The organism is Streptomyces sp. NPDC001880, assembly GCF_053594575.1.
The window spans coordinates 1-17,019 of record NZ_JBSFET010000018.1 but is presented as its reverse complement, the minus strand read 5'-3'; the positions used below and the strand labels follow the sequence as shown (position 1 = coordinate 17,019).

At 69.4% G+C, this 17,019-nt stretch carries 15 protein-coding genes; 13 read left to right on the top strand and 2 right to left on the bottom strand.

Translation table 11 applies throughout. The features are described 5' to 3' along the window. Window positions 1–119 precede the first annotated feature (119 nt). Window positions 120–563: an SRPBCC family protein gene (locus tag ACWCQ6_RS13595; protein ID WP_406012546.1), complete on the bottom strand. Its 444-nt coding sequence runs from the start codon at window positions 561–563 to the stop codon at window positions 120–122. Window positions 564–1,064: 501 nt separating this feature from the next. On the opposite strand from ACWCQ6_RS13595, the gene ACWCQ6_RS13590 reads away from it, so the two are divergent. After that, window positions 1,065–2,669, top strand: a complete 1,605-nt coding sequence (locus ACWCQ6_RS13590; protein ID WP_451088649.1) for an alpha/beta hydrolase — start codon at window positions 1,065–1,067, stop codon at window positions 2,667–2,669. Window positions 2,670–2,726: 57 nt separating this feature from the next. Next, window positions 2,727–3,287, top strand: coding sequence for an N-acetyltransferase family protein (locus ACWCQ6_RS13585; protein WP_451088647.1), 561 nt, complete (start codon window positions 2,727–2,729; stop codon window positions 3,285–3,287). 13 nt (window positions 3,288–3,300) lie between these two features. Here the strand turns inward: ACWCQ6_RS13585 and ACWCQ6_RS13580 are convergent, their stop codons facing one another. Further along, window positions 3,301–3,882: an adenylosuccinate lyase gene (locus ACWCQ6_RS13580; RefSeq protein WP_451088645.1), complete on the bottom strand. Its 582-nt coding sequence runs from the start codon at window positions 3,880–3,882 to the stop codon at window positions 3,301–3,303. 359 nt (window positions 3,883–4,241) lie between these two features. On the opposite strand from ACWCQ6_RS13580, the gene ACWCQ6_RS13575 reads away from it, so the two are divergent. The 11 genes from ACWCQ6_RS13575 to ACWCQ6_RS13525 form a co-directional block, all read left to right on the top strand. Then, on the top strand, window positions 4,242–6,023 hold the full coding sequence (locus ACWCQ6_RS13575; protein WP_451088643.1) for a 3-hydroxyacyl-CoA dehydrogenase family protein: 1,782 nt from the start codon (window positions 4,242–4,244) through the stop codon (window positions 6,021–6,023). A gap of 91 nt (window positions 6,024–6,114) precedes the next feature. Beyond that, the gene (locus ACWCQ6_RS13570) at window positions 6,115–6,930 is read left to right on the top strand and encodes a TetR family transcriptional regulator (protein WP_451088641.1); all 816 of its coding nucleotides are present in this window, start codon (window positions 6,115–6,117) and stop codon (window positions 6,928–6,930) included. Between the two features lie 81 nt (window positions 6,931–7,011). Beyond that, window positions 7,012–7,806, top strand: coding sequence for a GNAT family N-acetyltransferase (locus ACWCQ6_RS13565; protein ID WP_451088639.1), 795 nt, complete (start codon window positions 7,012–7,014; stop codon window positions 7,804–7,806). Window positions 7,807–8,175: 369 nt separating this feature from the next. After that, a complete protein-coding gene (gene ccrA / locus ACWCQ6_RS13560; RefSeq protein WP_451088637.1) occupies window positions 8,176–9,549 on the top strand; it encodes a crotonyl-CoA carboxylase/reductase in 1,374 nt (457 codons plus the stop codon). A 1-nt stretch (window position 9,550) separates the two neighbouring features. Next, a complete protein-coding gene (locus ACWCQ6_RS13555; protein WP_451088636.1) occupies window positions 9,551–11,563 on the top strand; it encodes a protein meaA in 2,013 nt (670 codons plus the stop codon). After that, the gene (locus ACWCQ6_RS13550; RefSeq protein ID WP_451088635.1) at window positions 11,560–12,522 is read left to right on the top strand and encodes an HpcH/HpaI aldolase/citrate lyase family protein; all 963 of its coding nucleotides are present in this window, start codon (window positions 11,560–11,562) and stop codon (window positions 12,520–12,522) included. Before ACWCQ6_RS13555 ends, ACWCQ6_RS13550 begins: the two co-directional genes overlap by 4 nt. A gap of 2 nt (window positions 12,523–12,524) precedes the next feature. Then, on the top strand, window positions 12,525–13,052 hold the full coding sequence (locus tag ACWCQ6_RS13545) for a MaoC family dehydratase (RefSeq protein ID WP_451088633.1): 528 nt from the start codon (window positions 12,525–12,527) through the stop codon (window positions 13,050–13,052). A 2-nt stretch (window positions 13,053–13,054) separates the two neighbouring features. After that, window positions 13,055–14,260, top strand: coding sequence for an acyl-CoA dehydrogenase family protein (locus ACWCQ6_RS13540; protein ID WP_451088631.1), 1,206 nt, complete (start codon window positions 13,055–13,057; stop codon window positions 14,258–14,260). Window positions 14,261–14,441: 181 nt separating this feature from the next. Further along, entirely contained in the window at window positions 14,442–15,089 is a 648-nt protein-coding gene (locus tag ACWCQ6_RS13535; RefSeq protein WP_451088629.1) for a phosphatidylserine decarboxylase, read from the top strand. Beyond that, window positions 15,076–15,933 carry a CDP-diacylglycerol--serine O-phosphatidyltransferase gene (gene pssA / locus ACWCQ6_RS13530; protein WP_451088627.1) on the top strand — a complete coding sequence of 286 codons (858 nt, stop codon included), beginning with the start codon at window positions 15,076–15,078 and terminating at the stop codon, window positions 15,931–15,933. Before ACWCQ6_RS13535 ends, pssA begins: the two co-directional genes overlap by 14 nt. 680 nt (window positions 15,934–16,613) lie before the next feature. Next, a partial coding sequence (locus tag ACWCQ6_RS13525) for a DUF6221 family protein (RefSeq protein WP_451088625.1) occupies window positions 16,614–17,019 on the top strand: 406 nt, incomplete at its 3' end.

Genomic DNA, 17,019 nt, shown 5'->3' with positions numbered 1-17,019 from the left:
CGGGGGGCGCTGACGGCGCACTCGGGGGGCTTAGCCCCCGGTGAGAGCCGCTACGGCGCACCACCGGACGGGCCGGGAAAACCACCCGAACCGGTGAGGCCGGTCAAGAGCGGGGCAGGCTACTTCTCGACCTCGGCGGCGAGATTCTGCAGCAGTTCGTCGTAGATCCGGCCGAGCCCCTTGGGTGCGAAGGTCCTCTCGAAGAATCCGCCGATGCCGCCGGCACCGTTCCAGACGGTCGAGACGACGGCCTTCGACCTGCCCTCGCCGGCCGGGGTGACGGTCCAGGTGGTGACCATCGAGGAGTTGCGGTCCTTCTCCACGAGCCGGCCGTCGGTGGGCTCGGTGACCTCCAGCAGACAGTCGCGCACCCGCTTGCTGGTGGCCTGGAGCTTCCAGTGGACGAGGGTGCCCTCGCCGTCACCGCCCTCACGCACCTCGTACTCGCTGAAGTGTCCGGGCAGCACCTTGCCGCGGACCTCCTTGTAGTCGGCCAGCGCGTCGAACACCGTCTCCGCGTCCGCCGCGATGACTCGCTCTGTCGTGGCCTCGACCTGCGCCATGGCTGTTCCTCCAGCACTCGGTTGTTCGGGGGTGTGCTGAGCCAACCACTTCCGGCACGTCGCTCAAAATCCGGTCCGGGACGAAGGGGAGAAAACGATCAAGGGAACAAGCGTTCCATTCCCTGCCCAGCGCCCCCGCCCGCCCGCCATCCGCGACCCGGCACGCGGGAGTGGTACATGCAGTGGCTCGGGCACCACCACCCCCATCCGGTGCGGCGGCAAGAGCGACTCCACAAACCCGATTCGACATCGGACCCTCGCACCGCGGCGCGGCCCGACGACTCCCGTACGCGAGGAGCAGCGGTCACCGCTCGACGACCCCGCGCCCACACGGCTGAACCTGCTCCGATCCGCAGGACCCGTCGCGGAGGCCCAGGCACATCCAAGTCGGGCAAACGGGTCAACTCTTGACACAACAGGTCCTTCCTGGCGCGAATGCGGGGAGCATGCGGCGGGGGCTGCGCCACGCGCAGCCGTGTTTCCCCCACCAAGGGAGGCCATATGACGAAACGTTCAGGAATTCTGTTCGCCGTCGGTGCGACGGTCGCCGGTCTGGTGACCGCCGCACCGCCCCCGGCAACCGCCGACAACGGCGCGCGGCCCGCCGCCGCGAATCTCGAATGGACCGACTGCGGCACCAAGTCCTATCCGCGGCTGCAGTGCTCATCGGTCAGTACTCCGCTCGATCATGACGATCCGTCGGGCCGGCGGATCACCCTCGCCCTGTCCCGCATCCCGCACACCGCGAAGACCTTCCAGGGCCCCCTCCTCGTCAACCCGGGCGGCCCCGGGGCCAGCGGCCTGACCATGGCCGGATTCGTGGCGTCCTCGCTGCCGAAGGCGATCGCCGCCCAGTACGACGTGATCGGCTTCGACCCGCGCGGCGTCGGCAGGAGCCGGCCTGCGCTGGACTGTGTACCGAAGTACTTCGATCCGCTGCGCCCCGACTCGGTGCCGGACTCGCCCGGCACCGAGCAGGCCAACCGGAACCGGGCCCGTTCGTTCGCCGAGGCGTGCGGGCGCAACTACCCGGATCTGCTGCCCCACATGGACACGGTCAGCGCCGCGAAGGACCTCGACGTGATCCGCCGGGCCACCGGCGCCCGGCAGCTCAACTACTTCGGTTACTCGTACGGCACCTACCTCGGCGCGGTGTACGCCAAGCTGTTCCCGGAGCGGGTGCGGCGCTTCGTCCTCGACTCGAACGTCGACCCGGACGGCGTCTGGTACGACGACAACATCGGCCAGAACTACGCCTTCGACGCCCGCCACAAGGCATTCGCCGCCTGGGTGGCGAAGCACGACTCCACGTACCGGCTCGGCACCGACCCGGCGGAGGTCGAAAGCGCCTGGTACACGATGCGTGCGGCGGTCAAGGCACACCCCGCGGGCGGAAAGGTCGGGCCGAGCGAGCTGGAGGACACCTTCCTGCCGGGCGCCTACTACAACGGATACTGGCCGCAACTGGCCGAGGCGTTCGCCGCGTACGCCAACGACGGCGACCAGAACGCACTCGTGACGGCGTACAAGAGGTTCGGCTCGGTCGACGCCGAGGGCGACAACGGGTACTCGGTCTACACGGCCGTGCAGTGCCGCGACGCCCAGTGGCCCCGGCAGTGGAACACCTGGCGCGCCGACAGCCAGCGGGTGCACGCCAAGGCACCGTTCTTCACCTGGAACAACAACTGGTACAACGCGCCGTGCGCCGACTGGCCGGTGGAGCCGCTCAATCCGGTGCGCGTCTCCAACGGCGCACTCCCGCCGGTGCTGCTCTTCCAGGCCACCGACGACGCGGCCACGCCGTACGAGGGCGGCGTCACCCTGCACCGCAGGCTGCGCGGCTCCAGCCTGGTCGTCGAGCAGGGCGGCGGCAATCACGGCATCACGCTGAGCGGCAACGACTGCCTGGACACCTATCTGTCGGACTATCTCGCCAAGGGCACCGTCCCGCGCGGCAAGGGCAACCGGGCCGACGCGGACGCGGTGTGCGCCAAGTCCGCCGACCCGCAGCCACTGACCGGTGAGGCGGCGGCGAAGTCGGCGCGGCGGGCGGCCTCGGGCAGCAGGGGCGGCATCCTGCACGGGCTGCTCGGCTTCCGCGGCTGACCGCTCCGGCCCGCCTCGTGTACGGGCCGTCCTGACGGATGCGCCAGGATGGCCCGTATGACGAGGCAGACCACACCCGCCTGGATACGCGTGCGGGACATGACCGTCGACGACTGCGAGACGGTCACCCGGCTCCGGGTGCGCGGCTGGCAGGCGGCGTACGCGGGGCTGGTGCCGCAGTCGTATCTGGACGACATGGACCTCGCCGTCGCCGAGGACGCGGAGCGGCGCCGGGCGTCCTTCGCCCGGGGCACCACGGTCGTGAACGTGGTGGCCGAACGGCCGGGCCCCGGGGTGATCGGCTGGGCCTGCTACGGCCCGTACCGCGAGAACGGCAGGCCGCTCGCGCGGGGCGAGCTGTACGCGCTCTATGTGGCGCCCGAGCAGATCGGGACCGGGGCGGGCCGCGCCCTGATGGCCCAGGTGCTCGCCCGCGCCGCGGCGGACGGCTTCCCGGACCTGGCGCTGTGGGTGCTGAAGGAGAACGCCGCGGCCCGCCGCTTCTACGAGCACGCGGGCTTCGCTCCCGACGGCGCCGAGGAGTCCTTCGAGGCGGACGGCGCGCTCGTGCCCGAGGTGCGGTACGTGCGCTCCCTCGGCGGTCCCGCCGCCTGCTGATCCGGGCGCTTCCTCAGGCCGCGTCCAGCCGGCCGAGCGCGTCGCGGGCCGCGCCGCCCAGCCTGGGGTGCGGCAGGGCTGCCACCAGGAGCGGGCGGGCCCGCTCGTCCCCCAGCTGTCCGAGCCCCTCCACACAGGCGAGCGCCACCCGCCAGTGCGGGTCGTCCGGGGCGAGCAGCCGTTCCAGGGTGCTCATCAGCGCCGGCACGGACTCCGGGGCTCGCAGCGCGGTGAGCAGCCGCACCGGGTGCAGGGCGTACGCAGTGCGCAGGGTGTTGGTCGCGAGGGCCGCGGCGGCCCGGGGTGTGCGGGGGTCGCCGAGGCGCACCAGGGCGTGGGCGGCACCGACGCAGCGTTCCGGGTCGCGGTGGTTGAGCAGCAGGACCAGCGCCTCGAAGGCCCGCCGGTCTCCGCCGCAGCCGAGCCGGAAGGCGGCCATCTCACGGGCCCAGAGCGGGCGTTCGCGTTCCACCAGGACACGGGCCAGCTCCTCCCCGTCCTCGGTGGCGAGCAGCGCGTGGTACGCCGCCGACTCCCCCGCCGCGTCCGCCTCGTCGGCAAGCCGGTCCGCCAGCGACCGGAACTCCTCGTCCATGACCGTCAGCGTATCGCCGGGAACCGAGCGTATCGAGGGGCGGGGGAAATGTGGCCCGGCACACAGTGACGGGGGGCTGGCGCGCTCGTTACCGGGCAGTTAAGCTCATGTGAGCGGGACACAATCCCCGCTTGCTCCGGTGGCCTGGTGACGCAGCCACCCGGAGTGCTTGTCGGTTCGGCAGTTTTGCGAGACGTGACTCCGGGACAGAGTCCGTCGCCCCTTCCGGGTCCGGGCGCGCTCATGGCGCGTCGGCCCCGCGTACCACGACACGCAATTCCCGCACGTGTCGCGCCGGTTCTCCCTCTCAGCGCGCGCCGTGCCCCTCACAGTCGTCACTCATTCTCTGGAGTCCCGTGATGGACACCCCGCTCAGCACCATTGCCGTCGTCGGTCTCGGCACCATGGGCACCGGCATCGCCGAGGTCCTGGCCCGCGCCGGCCACGAGGTCATCGGTATCGACATCAGCGACGCGGCCGCCCGCCGGGCCGTCGCCGCCCTGGAGGCCTCTACCGCGCGCGCCGTGCGGCGCGAACGGATCACCGAGAAGGAGCGGGGCGACGTCCTCGCCCGGTTCCGCACCTTCGCCGATCTCCGGGCCGCCTCGGAGGCGGAGCTGGTCATCGAGGTCGTGCCCGAGTCGTACGAGATCAAGCAGCAGGTCTTCCGGGAGCTCGACGAGATCGTCTCCCCCACCACGATCCTGGCGACCGGCACCAACGCCCTGTCGGTGACCCGGCTGGCCGCCGAGTCACTGCGCCCCGAGCGCGTGCTCGGTCTGCACTTCTTCAACCCGGCACCGGCGATGAAGCTGGTCGAGGTGGTCTCCTCGGTGCTGACCGCACCGCCTGCCGTCGAGGCCGTCACCGCGCTCGCCCGCAGCCTGGGCAAGGAGCCGGTCGCGGTCGGCGACCGGCCGGGCTTCGTCGCCGACGGGCTGCTGTTCGGGTATCTCAACCAGGCCGCCGCGATGTACGAGGCCAACTACGCCTCCCGGGAGGACATCGACGCGGCGATGAAGCTCGGCTGCGGTCTGCCGATGGGCCCGCTCGCCCTGCTCGACCTGATCGGGATCGACACCGCCCGCACCGTCCTGGAGGCGATGTACGCCGAGTCGCACGACCGGCTGCACGCCCCGGCACCGGTGCTCCGGCAGCTGAGCGAGGCGGGGCTGACCGGCCGCAAGTCGGGCCGCGGCTTCTACACGTACGAGAAGGCGGGCGGCCGGGCCGTGGTGCCGGACGCGCTGACCCCGCGGGACAACGGGTCGGCCGTGGCCGGGCGCACGGTGCGTTCGGTGGGTGTCGCGGGGTCCGGGACCATGGCCTCGGGGATCGCCGAGGTCTTCGCCAAGGCCGGTTACGACGTGGTGCTCGCCGCCCGCACCCAGGAGAAGGCGGACGCCGCGAAGGGCCGGATCGCCAAGTCGCTGGAGCGTTCCGTCGCCAAGGGGCGGCTGACCGCCGAGGCGCGGGACGGGGCCCTGGCCCGCATCACCGCGGCCGGTTCGCTGGACGCCTTCGCCGAGGTCGATCTCGCGGTGGAGGCCGTCGCCGAGGACCTGGCGGTCAAGCAGCAGTTGTTCGGGACCCTGGACAAGGTCTGCAAGCCGGGCGCCGTCCTCGCCACCACCACCTCGTCGCTGCCGGTCGTGGCGATGGCGCGGGCCACATCGCGCCCGCAGGACGTGATCGGGATGCACTTCTTCAACCCGGCGCCGGCGATGAAGCTGGTCGAGGTGGTCCGTACGGTGCTCACCGCCGACGATGTCCACGCCACCGTCCGCGAGGTGTGCGGCAAGGTCCGCAAGCACCCGGTGGACTGCGGGGACCGGGCCGGTTTCATCGTAAACGCGCTGCTGTTCCCGTACCTCAACAACGCGATCAAGATGGTCGAGGAGCACTACGCGACGCTCGACGACATCGACGCCGCGATGAAGCTGGGCGGCGGCTACCCGATGGGCCCGTTCGAACTGCTCGACGTCGTCGGGCTCGATGTCTCGCTGGCCATCGAGAAGGTGCTGCACAGCGAGTTCCGCGACCCGGGCCTGGCCCCGGCCCCGCTGCTCGAACACCTGGTGGCCGCCGGCTGCCTCGGCCGCAAGACGGGGCGCGGCTTCCGCGAATATGCCCGGCGCTGAGCCGGGAGCCGGGTGGGGAGGGCTGCTCGATCCGTCGGGCGGCCCGCCCCCACGGGCGCACTCCCCCGGCCTCATGCAGTACGTTCACACCATGTCCCAGCCCGCCAGGTCCCCCCGTGTCTCCGCCGCGCCCGACACCCAGGAAAGTGCCGCAGGCACGCGCGCCGCCGCCCAACGGCTCAGAATGCGCCGTGAACTGGCCGCCGCGGCGATGGAACTCTTCGCCACGAAGGGGTACGAGGCGACGACGGTCGACGAGATCGCGGGCGCCGCCGGAGTCGCCCGGCGAACCTTTTTCCGCCACTTCCGCTCCAAGGAAGAGGCGATCTTCCCGGACCACGACGACACCCTCGTCAGGGCCGAGGCCGTCCTCAATGCCGCACCGGCGCACGAGCACCCCCTCGACACGGTCTGCCGCGGCATCAAGGAAGTCATGAAGATGTACGCGGCGAAGCCCGCGGTCTCCGTGGCCCGTTACAAACTGACCCGCGAGGTCCCCACCCTGCGCGAGGCGGAGATCGCCTCGGTGGCCCGCTACGAGCGGCTGTTCACCCGCTATCTGCTGGGCCACTTCGACGAGCGCGACCACCATGTCGGCAACGACGACCCGCTGCTGGCGGAGGTCGCGGCGTCCGCCGTCGTCACCGCGCACAACCATGTGCTGCGCCGCTGGCTGCGGGCAGGCGGCGAGGGTGATGTGGAGGCACAGCTCGATCATGCCTTCGCGATCGTCCGCGACACCTTCGGGACCGGTATCGGGGCCGGCCGGACCGTCGGTGCCGAGCCCGCGAAGCAGCCGGCCGCCTCGGTGACGTCCCAGGGCGAGGTGCTGGTCGCCGTGGCGCGGACGGACGCGCCGCTCGACGAAGTGATGCGCACGATCCAGCAGGCGCTCCAGGACCGCTGACCGGGGGCGTGCCGTCCGGCACGCCCCCGCCACCGCCGAAACCTGGTTGCCGCGCCCGGACGCCGGTGCTGTGGTGGGCGGATGAATCATGAACACCAAGCGCTGCTGGCCCTTTTCGACCGCGAGATGCGCGAGCACGCCCGCCCCGACGGCCCCGGCGTCCGGGTCGAACGCACCGGCGACGTGGTACGGCAGGTCGGCGCCTTCGGCGACTGGAACGGCGTCGTGTGGTCGGCCCCGGACCTGGACCCCGCGCGGGCGGACGCGGTGATCGCGGCCCAGGTGGCGCGCTACACGGAGCTCGGGCACGGCGAGTTCGAATGGAAGCTGTACGCGCACGACCGGCCGGCCGATCTGGCGCACCGGCTCCTGGCGGCCGGGTTCGAGGCGGAGGAGCCGGAGACCCTGCTGGTCGCCCCGGTGGAGGGGCTCTCGACGGCGGTGGAGCTGCCCGACGGCGTGCGGCTGCGCACCGTGCGCGACGCGGACGACGTGGAGCTGATGGCCACTGCCCATGAGCGGGCGTTCGGCTCGGACGGGTCGCGGCTGCGGCAGCAGGTGTCGGCCAGGCTGGCCGAGGACCCGGACGGCTTCGTCGGCGTCCTCGCCATGGTGGGCGACGAGCCGGTGAGCTCGGCCCGGATGGAGCTGCACCCGGGCACGGGCTTCGCGGGGCTCTGGGGCGGCGGAACGGTCGATGCGTGGCGCGGGAAGGGCGTCTACCGGGCCCTGGTGGCCTTCCGCGCCCGGATCGCGGCGGAGCGCGGCTACCGCCACCTTCAGGTCGATGCGTCCGACATGAGCAGCCCGATCCTCCAACGGCTCGGATTCGCGGCCCTGAGCACCACGACCCCCTATGTGTATCGGTCGCGCTGATCGATCATTCGCGGCTTTTTCCAGGGCATACCTCAGCGAAATACCCCCCACGGCGCTCATGGGTGCCCGGGCGGTGACAAGTGAGAGAAATTGTTGGCACCGAGTGCCTTGCCAGGTGTCACGGAGTGCCATACGTTGAAGTTGTCCGGGCGGTCGGCGTGCCGAGATCTCACGTACGCCGGCTGTCCCCGCAAGCGATTTGCCTGCGCGCCCGGACGCCTGCGTCACAGGCAATCCCTTCCGCTCCACAGAGCAAGCCGAAGCTTTGACAGCCGAACCGACGGCACCACCTCCACACCACACCGCTCCCCTCTTGCTCGCAGGGTCTCTCAAGCGATCCCGCAGCGCCCCATCCGCCGGAGGCACACCGTGAAGGAAATCCTGGACGCGATCCAATCGCCGGACAGCACAGCCGCAGACTTCGCGGCCCTGTCCATTCCTGAGTCGTACCGCGCGGTGACCGTGCACAAGGACGAGACCGAGATGTTCCACGGGCTCGCCACTCGCGACAAGGACCCCCGCAAGTCGCTGCACCTCGACGAGGTCCCGGTGCCCGAACTCGGGCCGGGCGAGGCCCTGGTCGCCGTCATGGCGAGCTCGGTGAACTACAACTCGGTCTGGACCTCGATCTTCGAGCCGATGGCCACCTTCGGCTTCCTGGAGCGCTACGGAAAGCTCAGCGAGCTCACCCGGCGCCACGACCTGCCGTACCACGTCATCGGCTCCGACCTCGCGGGGGTCGTGCTGCGCACCGGTCCCGGAGTCAACGCCTGGCACCCCGGCGACGAGGTCGTCGCACACTGCCTCTCGGTCGAGCTGGAGTCCTCGGACGGTCACAACGACACGATGCTCGACCCCGAGCAGCGCATCTGGGGCTTCGAGACCAACTTCGGCGGCCTCGCCGAGATCGCACTGGTCAAGTCCAACCAGCTGATGCCGAAGCCGCAGCACCTCAGCTGGGAGGAGGCCGCGGCTCCCGGCCTGGTCAATTCCACCGCGTACCGCCAGCTCGTCTCGCGCAACGGCGCGGGCATGAAGCAGGGCGACAACGTCCTCATCTGGGGAGCGTCCGGCGGACTCGGCTCGTACGCGACGCAGTTCGCGCTCGCCGGCGGCGCCAACCCGATCTGTGTCGTCTCCAGCGAGCAGAAGGCCGACATCTGCCGGAAGATGGGCGCCGAGGCGATCATCGACCGCACCGCCGAGGGCTACAGGTTCTGGAAGGACGAGCACAGCCAGGACCCGCGCGAGTGGAAGCGGTTCGGCAAGCGCATCCGGGAACTCACCGGCGGGGAGGACGTGGACATCGTCTTCGAGCACCCGGGCCGCGAGACCTTCGGCGCCTCGGTGTACGTGACCCGCAAGGGCGGCACGATCGTCACCTGCGCCTCCACCTCCGGCTACAACCACGAGTACGACAACCGCTACCTGTGGATGTCCCTGAAGCGGATCATCGGCTCGCACTTCGCCAACTACCGCGAGGCGTGGGAGGCCAACCGGCTGATCGCGAAGGGCAGGATCCACCCCACGCTGTCGAAGGTCTACTCCCTGGAGGACACCGGCCAGGCCGCGTACGACGTCCACCGCAACCTCCACCAGGGCAAGGTCGGCGTGCTGGCGCTGGCGCCGCGCGAGGGGCTGGGCGTGCGCAACGAGGAACTGCGCGAGCAGCACATCGACGCGATCAACCTGTTCCGTGACGCGTCAACGGAACGGACCGACAAGCACAGCAGGGACATCTGACATGAGCGGGCGTCAGAAGGACCGCCCGTGGCTCATGCGGACGTACGCCGGCCACTCGACCGCCGAGGCGTCCAACGAGCTCTACCGGCGCAACCTCGCCAAGGGCCAGACAGGCCTGTCGGTCGCCTTCGACCTGCCGACGCAGACGGGTTACGACCCCGACCACATCCTTGCCCGCGGCGAGGTCGGCCGGGTCGGCGTACCCGTCTCGCACCTCGGTGACATGCGCCGGCTGTTCCAGGAGATCCCCCTGGAACAGATGAACACCTCGATGACGATCAACGCCACCGCGATGTGGCTGCTGGCGCTCTACCAGGTGGTCGCCGAGGAGCAGGGCGCCGATCCCACCAGACTCCAGGGCACCACGCAGAACGACATCGTCAAGGAGTACCTCTCGCGCGGGACGCATGTCTTCCCGCCCGGTCCCTCGCTGCGGCTGACCACCGACATGATCACGTACACGGTCAGCCGCATCCCGAAGTGGAACCCGATCAACATCTGCAGCTACCACCTGCAGGAGGCGGGAGCCACTCCGGTCCAGGAGATCGCGTACGCCATGTCGACGGCGATCGCCGTGCTCGATGCGGTCCGTGACTCGGGACAGATTCCCGCGGAGAAGTTCGGCGATGTCGTCGCCCGTATCTCCTTCTTCGTGAACGCGGGTGTCCGCTTCATCGAGGAGATGTGCAAGATGCGCGCCTTCGGCCGCATCTGGGACCGGATAACCCACGAGCGGTACGGCATCACCGACGCCAAGCAGCGTCGCTTCCGCTACGGCGTCCAGGTCAACTCCCTCGGGCTGACCGAGGCGCAGCCGGAGAACAACGTCCAGCGCATCGTCCTGGAAATGCTGGCCGTCACACTCTCCAAGGACGCCCGAGCCCGCGCCGTCCAGTTGCCGGCCTGGAACGAGGCGCTGGGGCTCCCCCGGCCCTGGGACCAGCAGTGGTCGCTCCGCATCCAGCAGGTGCTCGCGCACGAGAGCGATCTGCTGGAGTACGAGGACATCTTCGCCGGGTCGCACGTCATCGAGGCAAAGGTGGACGAGCTGGTCGCCCAGTCGCTCGCCGAGATCGACCGGATCGAGCAGATGGGCGGCGCCATGGCGGCCGTGGAGTCGGGCTATCTGAAGTCCGAGCTGGTCGCCTCGCACGCCGCCCGCCGGGCCCGGATCGAGGCGGGCGAGGAGCGGATCGTCGGCGTCAACATCCATGAGACGACGGAGCCCAACCCGCTCACCGCGGACCTCGACGGGGCGATCATGACGGTCGACCCCGCCAATGAGGCCCGGGTCGTCGCCGCGCTGCACGACTGGCGCGACAACCGAGACGAGGCCCGTGCCACGGAGGCGCTGGCGGCGCTGAAGAAGGCCGCCGCGGGCACCGACAACATGATGGAAGCGACCGTGGAGTGCGCCCGCGCGGGGGTCACCACCGGCGAGTGGTCGTGGGCGCTGCGCGATGTCTTCGGTGAGTTCCGGGCGCCGACGGGCGTCTCGTCCGCGCCGGTCGCGGTGACCGCCGAGGCGGGCACACCGCTGGCTTCGGTTCGCGAGAAGGTGGCCCGTACCGCGGCCGACCTGGGTGTCGGACGGCTGCGGCTGCTGGTCGGCAAGCCGGGCCTGGACGGGCACTCCAACGGCGCCGAGCAGATCGCCGTACGGGCCCGTGACGCCGGGTTCGAGGTCGTCTACCAGGGGATCAGGCTGACCCCCGAACAGATCGTCTCGGCCGCCCTCGCCGAGGACGTGCACTGCGTGGGCCTGTCCATCCTGTCCGGCTCGCACGCCGAACTCGTACCGGACGTGCTCACCCGGCTGCGCGATTCGGGCGCCGCCGACATCCCGGTCATCGCGGGCGGGATCATTCCGCCCGCCGACGCGTCGGCCCTGATCCGGGCCGGTGTCGCCGCCGTATTCACCCCGAAGGATTTCGGCATCACGGAGATCATCGGCCGTATCGTCGACGAGATCCGGAAAGCGAACAAGCTCGACCCTCTGGAGGTCCCCGCATGACTGCCGTCAACCGCCTGCGTCCGCGCCGTTCGTGCCTGGCAGTGCCCGGCTCGAACCCGCGGTTCCTGGAGAAGGCCCAGGGCCTCCCCGCCGACCAGGTCTTCCTCGACCTGGAGGACGCCTGCGCGCCGCTCGCCAAGGAGGGCGCCCGGCACACCATCGTCGACGCGCTGAACAACGGTGACTGGACGGGCAAAACCCGGGTCGTGCGGGTCAACGACTGGACCACGCACTGGACGTACCGCGATGTCATCACGGTCGTCGAGGGCGCCGGCCAGAACCTCGACTGCATCATGCTGCCCAAGGTCCAGGACGCCCAGCAGGTCGTCGCCCTCGATCTGCTGCTCACCCAGATCGAGAAGACGATGGGCTTCGAGGTCGGGAAGATCGGCATCGAGGCGCAGATCGAGAACGCCAAGGGCCTGGTGAACATCGACGACATCGCCGCCGCCTCGCCCCGCCTGGAGACGCTGATCTTCGGCCCGGCCGACTTCATGGCGTCGATCAACATGAAGACCCTGGTCGTCGGCCAGCAGCCGCCCGGGTACGGCGCGGACGCGTACCACTACATCCTGATGCGCATTCTGATGGCGGCCCGTGCGCATGATCTCCAGGCGATCGACGGCCCCTTCCTCCAGATCCGTGACGTGGACGCGTACCGCGAGGTCGCGGGCCGGGCGGCGGCGCTGGGCTTCGACGGCAAGTGGGTGCTGCACCCGGGCCAGGTGGAGGCGGCCAATGAGGTGTTCTCACCCTCGCAGGAGGACTACGACCACGCGGAGCTGATTCTCGACGCGTACGAGTGGTGCACCTCGGAGGAGGGCGGCAAGAAGGGCTCGGCGATGCTCGGCGACGAGATGATCGACGAGGCCAGCCGCAAGATGGCCCTCGTCATCGCGGGCAAGGGCCGCGCGGCCGGCATGCAGCGCACCTCCAAGTTCGAAGCTCCGGAGGCCTGATCATGCAGTTCGGACGCACATATGAGGAGTTCGAGGTCGGTGCGGTCTACAAGCACTGGCCCGGGAAAACGGTCACCGAGTACGACGACCACCTCTTCTGCCTGCTGACCATGAATCATCACCCGTTGCACATGGACAGCAACTACGCGGAGCGGACGACCGATTTCGGAAAGAACGTTGTCGTCGGCAACTACATCTACTCGCTGCTGCTCGGCATGTCCGTCCCGGACGTCTCCGGAAAGGCGATCGCCAATCTGGAGGTCGAGTCGCTGAAGCATGTCGCCCCGACCTTCCACGGCGACACGATCTACGGCGAGACGACGGTTCTGGACAAGACTCCGTCAAAGTCCAAGAACGACCGCGGAATCGTTCACGTGGAGACCAGGGGGTACAAGCAGGACGGCACGCTCGTCTGCGTGTTCCGCCGCAAGGTGATGGTCCCCACCGAGACGTACATCAAGGAGCGCGGCGGCGAGCAGCCCGGCCGCCCCGAGCTGAACCAGCCCTCCCAGAAGAACGCGGAGAAGTAGCCATGACGCGACTCGCCCAGACCGCCGGCCTCGACGACGTCCAGCAGGAAATCCTCTCCACGGTCCGGGATTTCGTCGACAAGGAGATCATTCCGGTCGCGACCCGGCTGGAGCACCGTGACGAGTACCCCACCGAGATCGTCGAGGGGCTCAAGGAGCTCGGCCTGTTCGGGCTGATGATCCCCGAGGAGTACGGGGGCCTGGGCGAGTCGCTTCTCACCTACGCGCTGTGCGTGGAGGAAATCGCCCGCGGCTGGATGAGCGTGTCGGGGATCATCAACACGCACTTCATCGTGGCGTACATGCTCAAGCAGCACGGCACCCAGGAGCAGAAGGACACATTTCTGCCGCGCATGGCGCTGGGCGAGGTGCGGGGCGCGTTCTCGATGTCCGAGCCGGCGCTCGGCTCGGATGTCTCGGCGATCACTTCCAAGGGTGTCAGGGACGGCGAGGAGTACGTGCTCAACGGCCAGAAGATGTGGCTGACGAACGGTGGCACGTCCTCGCTCGTGGCCGTTCTGTGCCGGAGTGACGAAGGCCACCCCGAGGGGACCGCCCCGCACAAGTCGATGACCACGTTCCTGGTCGAGAAGGAGCCCGGTTTCGGCGAGGTCCGACCCGGCCTCACCATTCCCGGCAAGATCGACAAAATGGGTTACAAGGGCGTCGACACGACCGAACTCATCATGGACGGGCTACGAATTCCGGCCAATCGAGTGCTGGGCGGCACGACCGGCCGAGGCTTTTACCAAATGATGGACGGAGTCGAGGTCGGCCGGGTGAATGTGGCCGCGCGTGGCTGCGGCGTCGCACAGCGTGCATTCGAGCTCGGCGTTTCCTACGCCCAGCAGCGCCACACCTTCGGAAAGCCGATCGCCCAGCACCAGGCGATCCAGTTCAAGCTGGCCGAAATGGCGACCAAGGTCGAAGCCGCGCATGCGATGATGGTAAACGCAGCGCGCAAAAAGGACTCCGGGGAACGAAACGACCTGGAGGCAGGGATGGCGAAGTACCTCGCCTCCGAATACTGCAAGGAAGTCGTCGAGGATGCCTTCCGTATCCACGGCGGTTACGGCTTCTCCAAGGAGTACGAGATCGAGCGCCTCTACCGGGAGGCCCCGATGCTGCTCATCGGTGAAGGTACCGCCGAGATCCAGAAAATGATCATCGGGCGCCGACTCCTCGAGGAGTACCGATTCCAGGGGTGATTGTCCCTTTCGGGGCGATTTAGTCGCGAAGAAGATCACACCCTGTCATCCTCGGCCGGTGCCTTCAAGCCGTCCGACTCGGCTGCTGGCTTGCCCAGTTGTTGCCCGCAACCGATAACATCGCCGGAAAAGCCGCCGTCCCCCGTAGCCAGCGCGGCATCATCCGCTACGAAGGTCATCCATGCCCGACAGCCAAACCTCTGCACCACGCGGCGGGGTCCGCCTTGCACGCGGAGCTTCGCCGTGGCTCCTCCCGACCGTCGCCACCGCGGCGCTCAGCCTCTCCCGGGCCCGCAGGTCCGGGCGCTGGGCCGCGGTCGCCGTGCCCACCACCGCGCTCGCGGCGGGCATGCTGTGGTTCTTCCGCGACCCCGAGCGCGAGATCACCCAGGGCCGGGTCATTTCGCCGGCCGACGGCGTGGTGCAGAGCATCATGCCGTGGAAGGACGGACGCACCCGCGTCGCGATCTTCATGAGCCCGCTGAATGTCCACGTCAACCGTGCGCCCCTGGCCGGCACGGTGACCTCGGTCGAGCACATCCCCGGTGGGTTCGTTCCGGCGTTCAACAAGGAGAGCGAGAACAACGAGCGCGTTGTCTGGCACTTCGACACCGAGCTCGGCGACATCGAGATGGTGCAGATCGCCGGTGCGGTCGCCCGGCGCATCGTCCCGTATGTCCCGCAGGGCACGAAGGTGGAGCAGGGCGAGCGCATCGGCCTGATCCGCTTCGGCTCACGGGTCGACATCTACCTTCCGGAGGGTGTCGATGTCGCGGTCGAGGTCGGCCAGGCCACCACCGCGGGGGTGACTCGAATTGACCGTGATTGATCCTGATACACAGGCGGGCTGGGTGCCCGAGTCGGAGTCCGAGGAGGACGCCGGCGAGGACATGCCGCTCTCTTTGAGGCTGTCGATAGCGGACACCCTCACTCTCGGTAACGCCACGTGCGGTTTCATGGCGGTGTACTTCACCACCACCGGAATCCTCATCCCGCACCTCACGGGCAGCGACGAGAGCGGCATGGGCCGGCACTCCGCGGCCACCGCCGTGATCCTGATGCTCCTGGCGGCGGTCTTCGACCTCTTCGACGGGCTGGTGGCGCGCAAGCTGCGCTCCTCGCCGATGGGTGCCGAGCTGGACAACCTCTCGGACCTCATCAGCTTCGGGCTCGCCCCGGCGTACTTCGTCCTGGTGTACGGCATGGTCGCGGACGACGCGCACCAGCGGGTGTCGGCGCTGGCGGCGATCGTGGTGCTCCTGGCGGTGGTGCTCAGGCTTGCGAGATTCTCGTGCGTGACCATGAAGGACGGCATGTTCCAGGGCATGCCGAGCCCCTTCGGGGCGCTCACGGTCGTCTCGATCGTGCTTCTGGAACTGCCCTTCCCGCCGACGCTGCTCGCGATCGTCGGGGTGGCGTGGCTGATGGTCAGCCGGGTCGAGTACCCGAAGCCGCGGGGCGTCCTCGCGGTGGCGATGCTGAGCTGGATCGTGGCCGCGATGGGGCTGCTCGCCGCGTGGGCGTTCGACGCCCCCGGCGGCAAGCTGCTCCTCCAGACCGGCTGTGCGCTTCAGGTGGTCCTGGGCGCGGTCATCCCGCTGTTCGCGACCGCCCGACGGGTGAACACCTTCCGCGGCAACCGGCGAGAGGCGCGGACGGCACAGCTGCCGTAGCGGTACGCAGGACACATGAGAAGGACCCGGGTGCTCCCCAGCACCCGGGTCCTTCTGCACACGGCGGCCGCCGTACCGGGCTCTGCGGAGTCCCGTCCGTATCCCGTCCGTCCGGACTCCGTCCCGCTCTCGGCGGGTTTCGCGCACCCGCTGAAGGCGAGCTCCTCGCCCCGGAGGTTGTTGCGTGTGACGTGGCTCAGCCCCTCGCAGCTCACCGCGGTCGGGGCGCCGGACCACGCAGGTGGTATCCCGCGCGTTGCCGTGGGTGAGGCCGGGCTCCCGCCTGATCGCCGTCCGTTGCGGCCTCGTGAGCTTGATCTGCTCCGGTACGGTCCACGACACTGGGGGCTTTCGTTCGGATCGGGCCGGATCAGGGAGCGGGGTCCGGAGCGTGCGTGCCGGCCCCCGCGAGCCCGGTGTGATCCGAACGAAAGCCCCCAGGTGCTCCTCAGCCCGGTCCATGAGACAGCGCGTCTGCAGACATGACCTGGATCGCGTCCACGGCCGGCTCCCGGCCGGTGGCTGCGGACCGGCCGACCGTGCGCCGATCCCTTTGGAGGAGGGGATCGTTCCACGGACTGCCGACCCCGGACCAGGGTCCACTGCTCGTGACCAACTCACCGACTGCGTAGCGCCTTTGGACGGGCGAAGACCATGATGACGAAGGACTCGGAACCCCGATGACAGACAACTCGGACATGATCGACTTCGTTCGGGAACGCCTCGCCGAGGAGGAACGCATCGCGCAGGCGGCGGGCGGCGACAGCTGGCGGTGTCCGGCCGATGTGCCCGGCGAGGTCCACGACCGGTCGGGGGCCATCACGTTCAGCTTGCGGAATCTCGGATTCGACCAGCACATCGCCCTCCAGGACCCCGCACGCACACTGCGCCGTATCGAGACGAGCCGGGTGCTCCTCGACGAGTACGCGGAGATCGCCGATCTGGACACCGACCGGCCCGAGCACGACTTCGGGTCCGGCCGGGCCGTGGGTGAAGCCCTTGGCGGCCTGGAAGGAGGCGAGAATCGCGGGCTCGGGCTCGACGGCGGACTCGGCAGGCACGGGTTCCTCCTGGTGGGGACGGTGA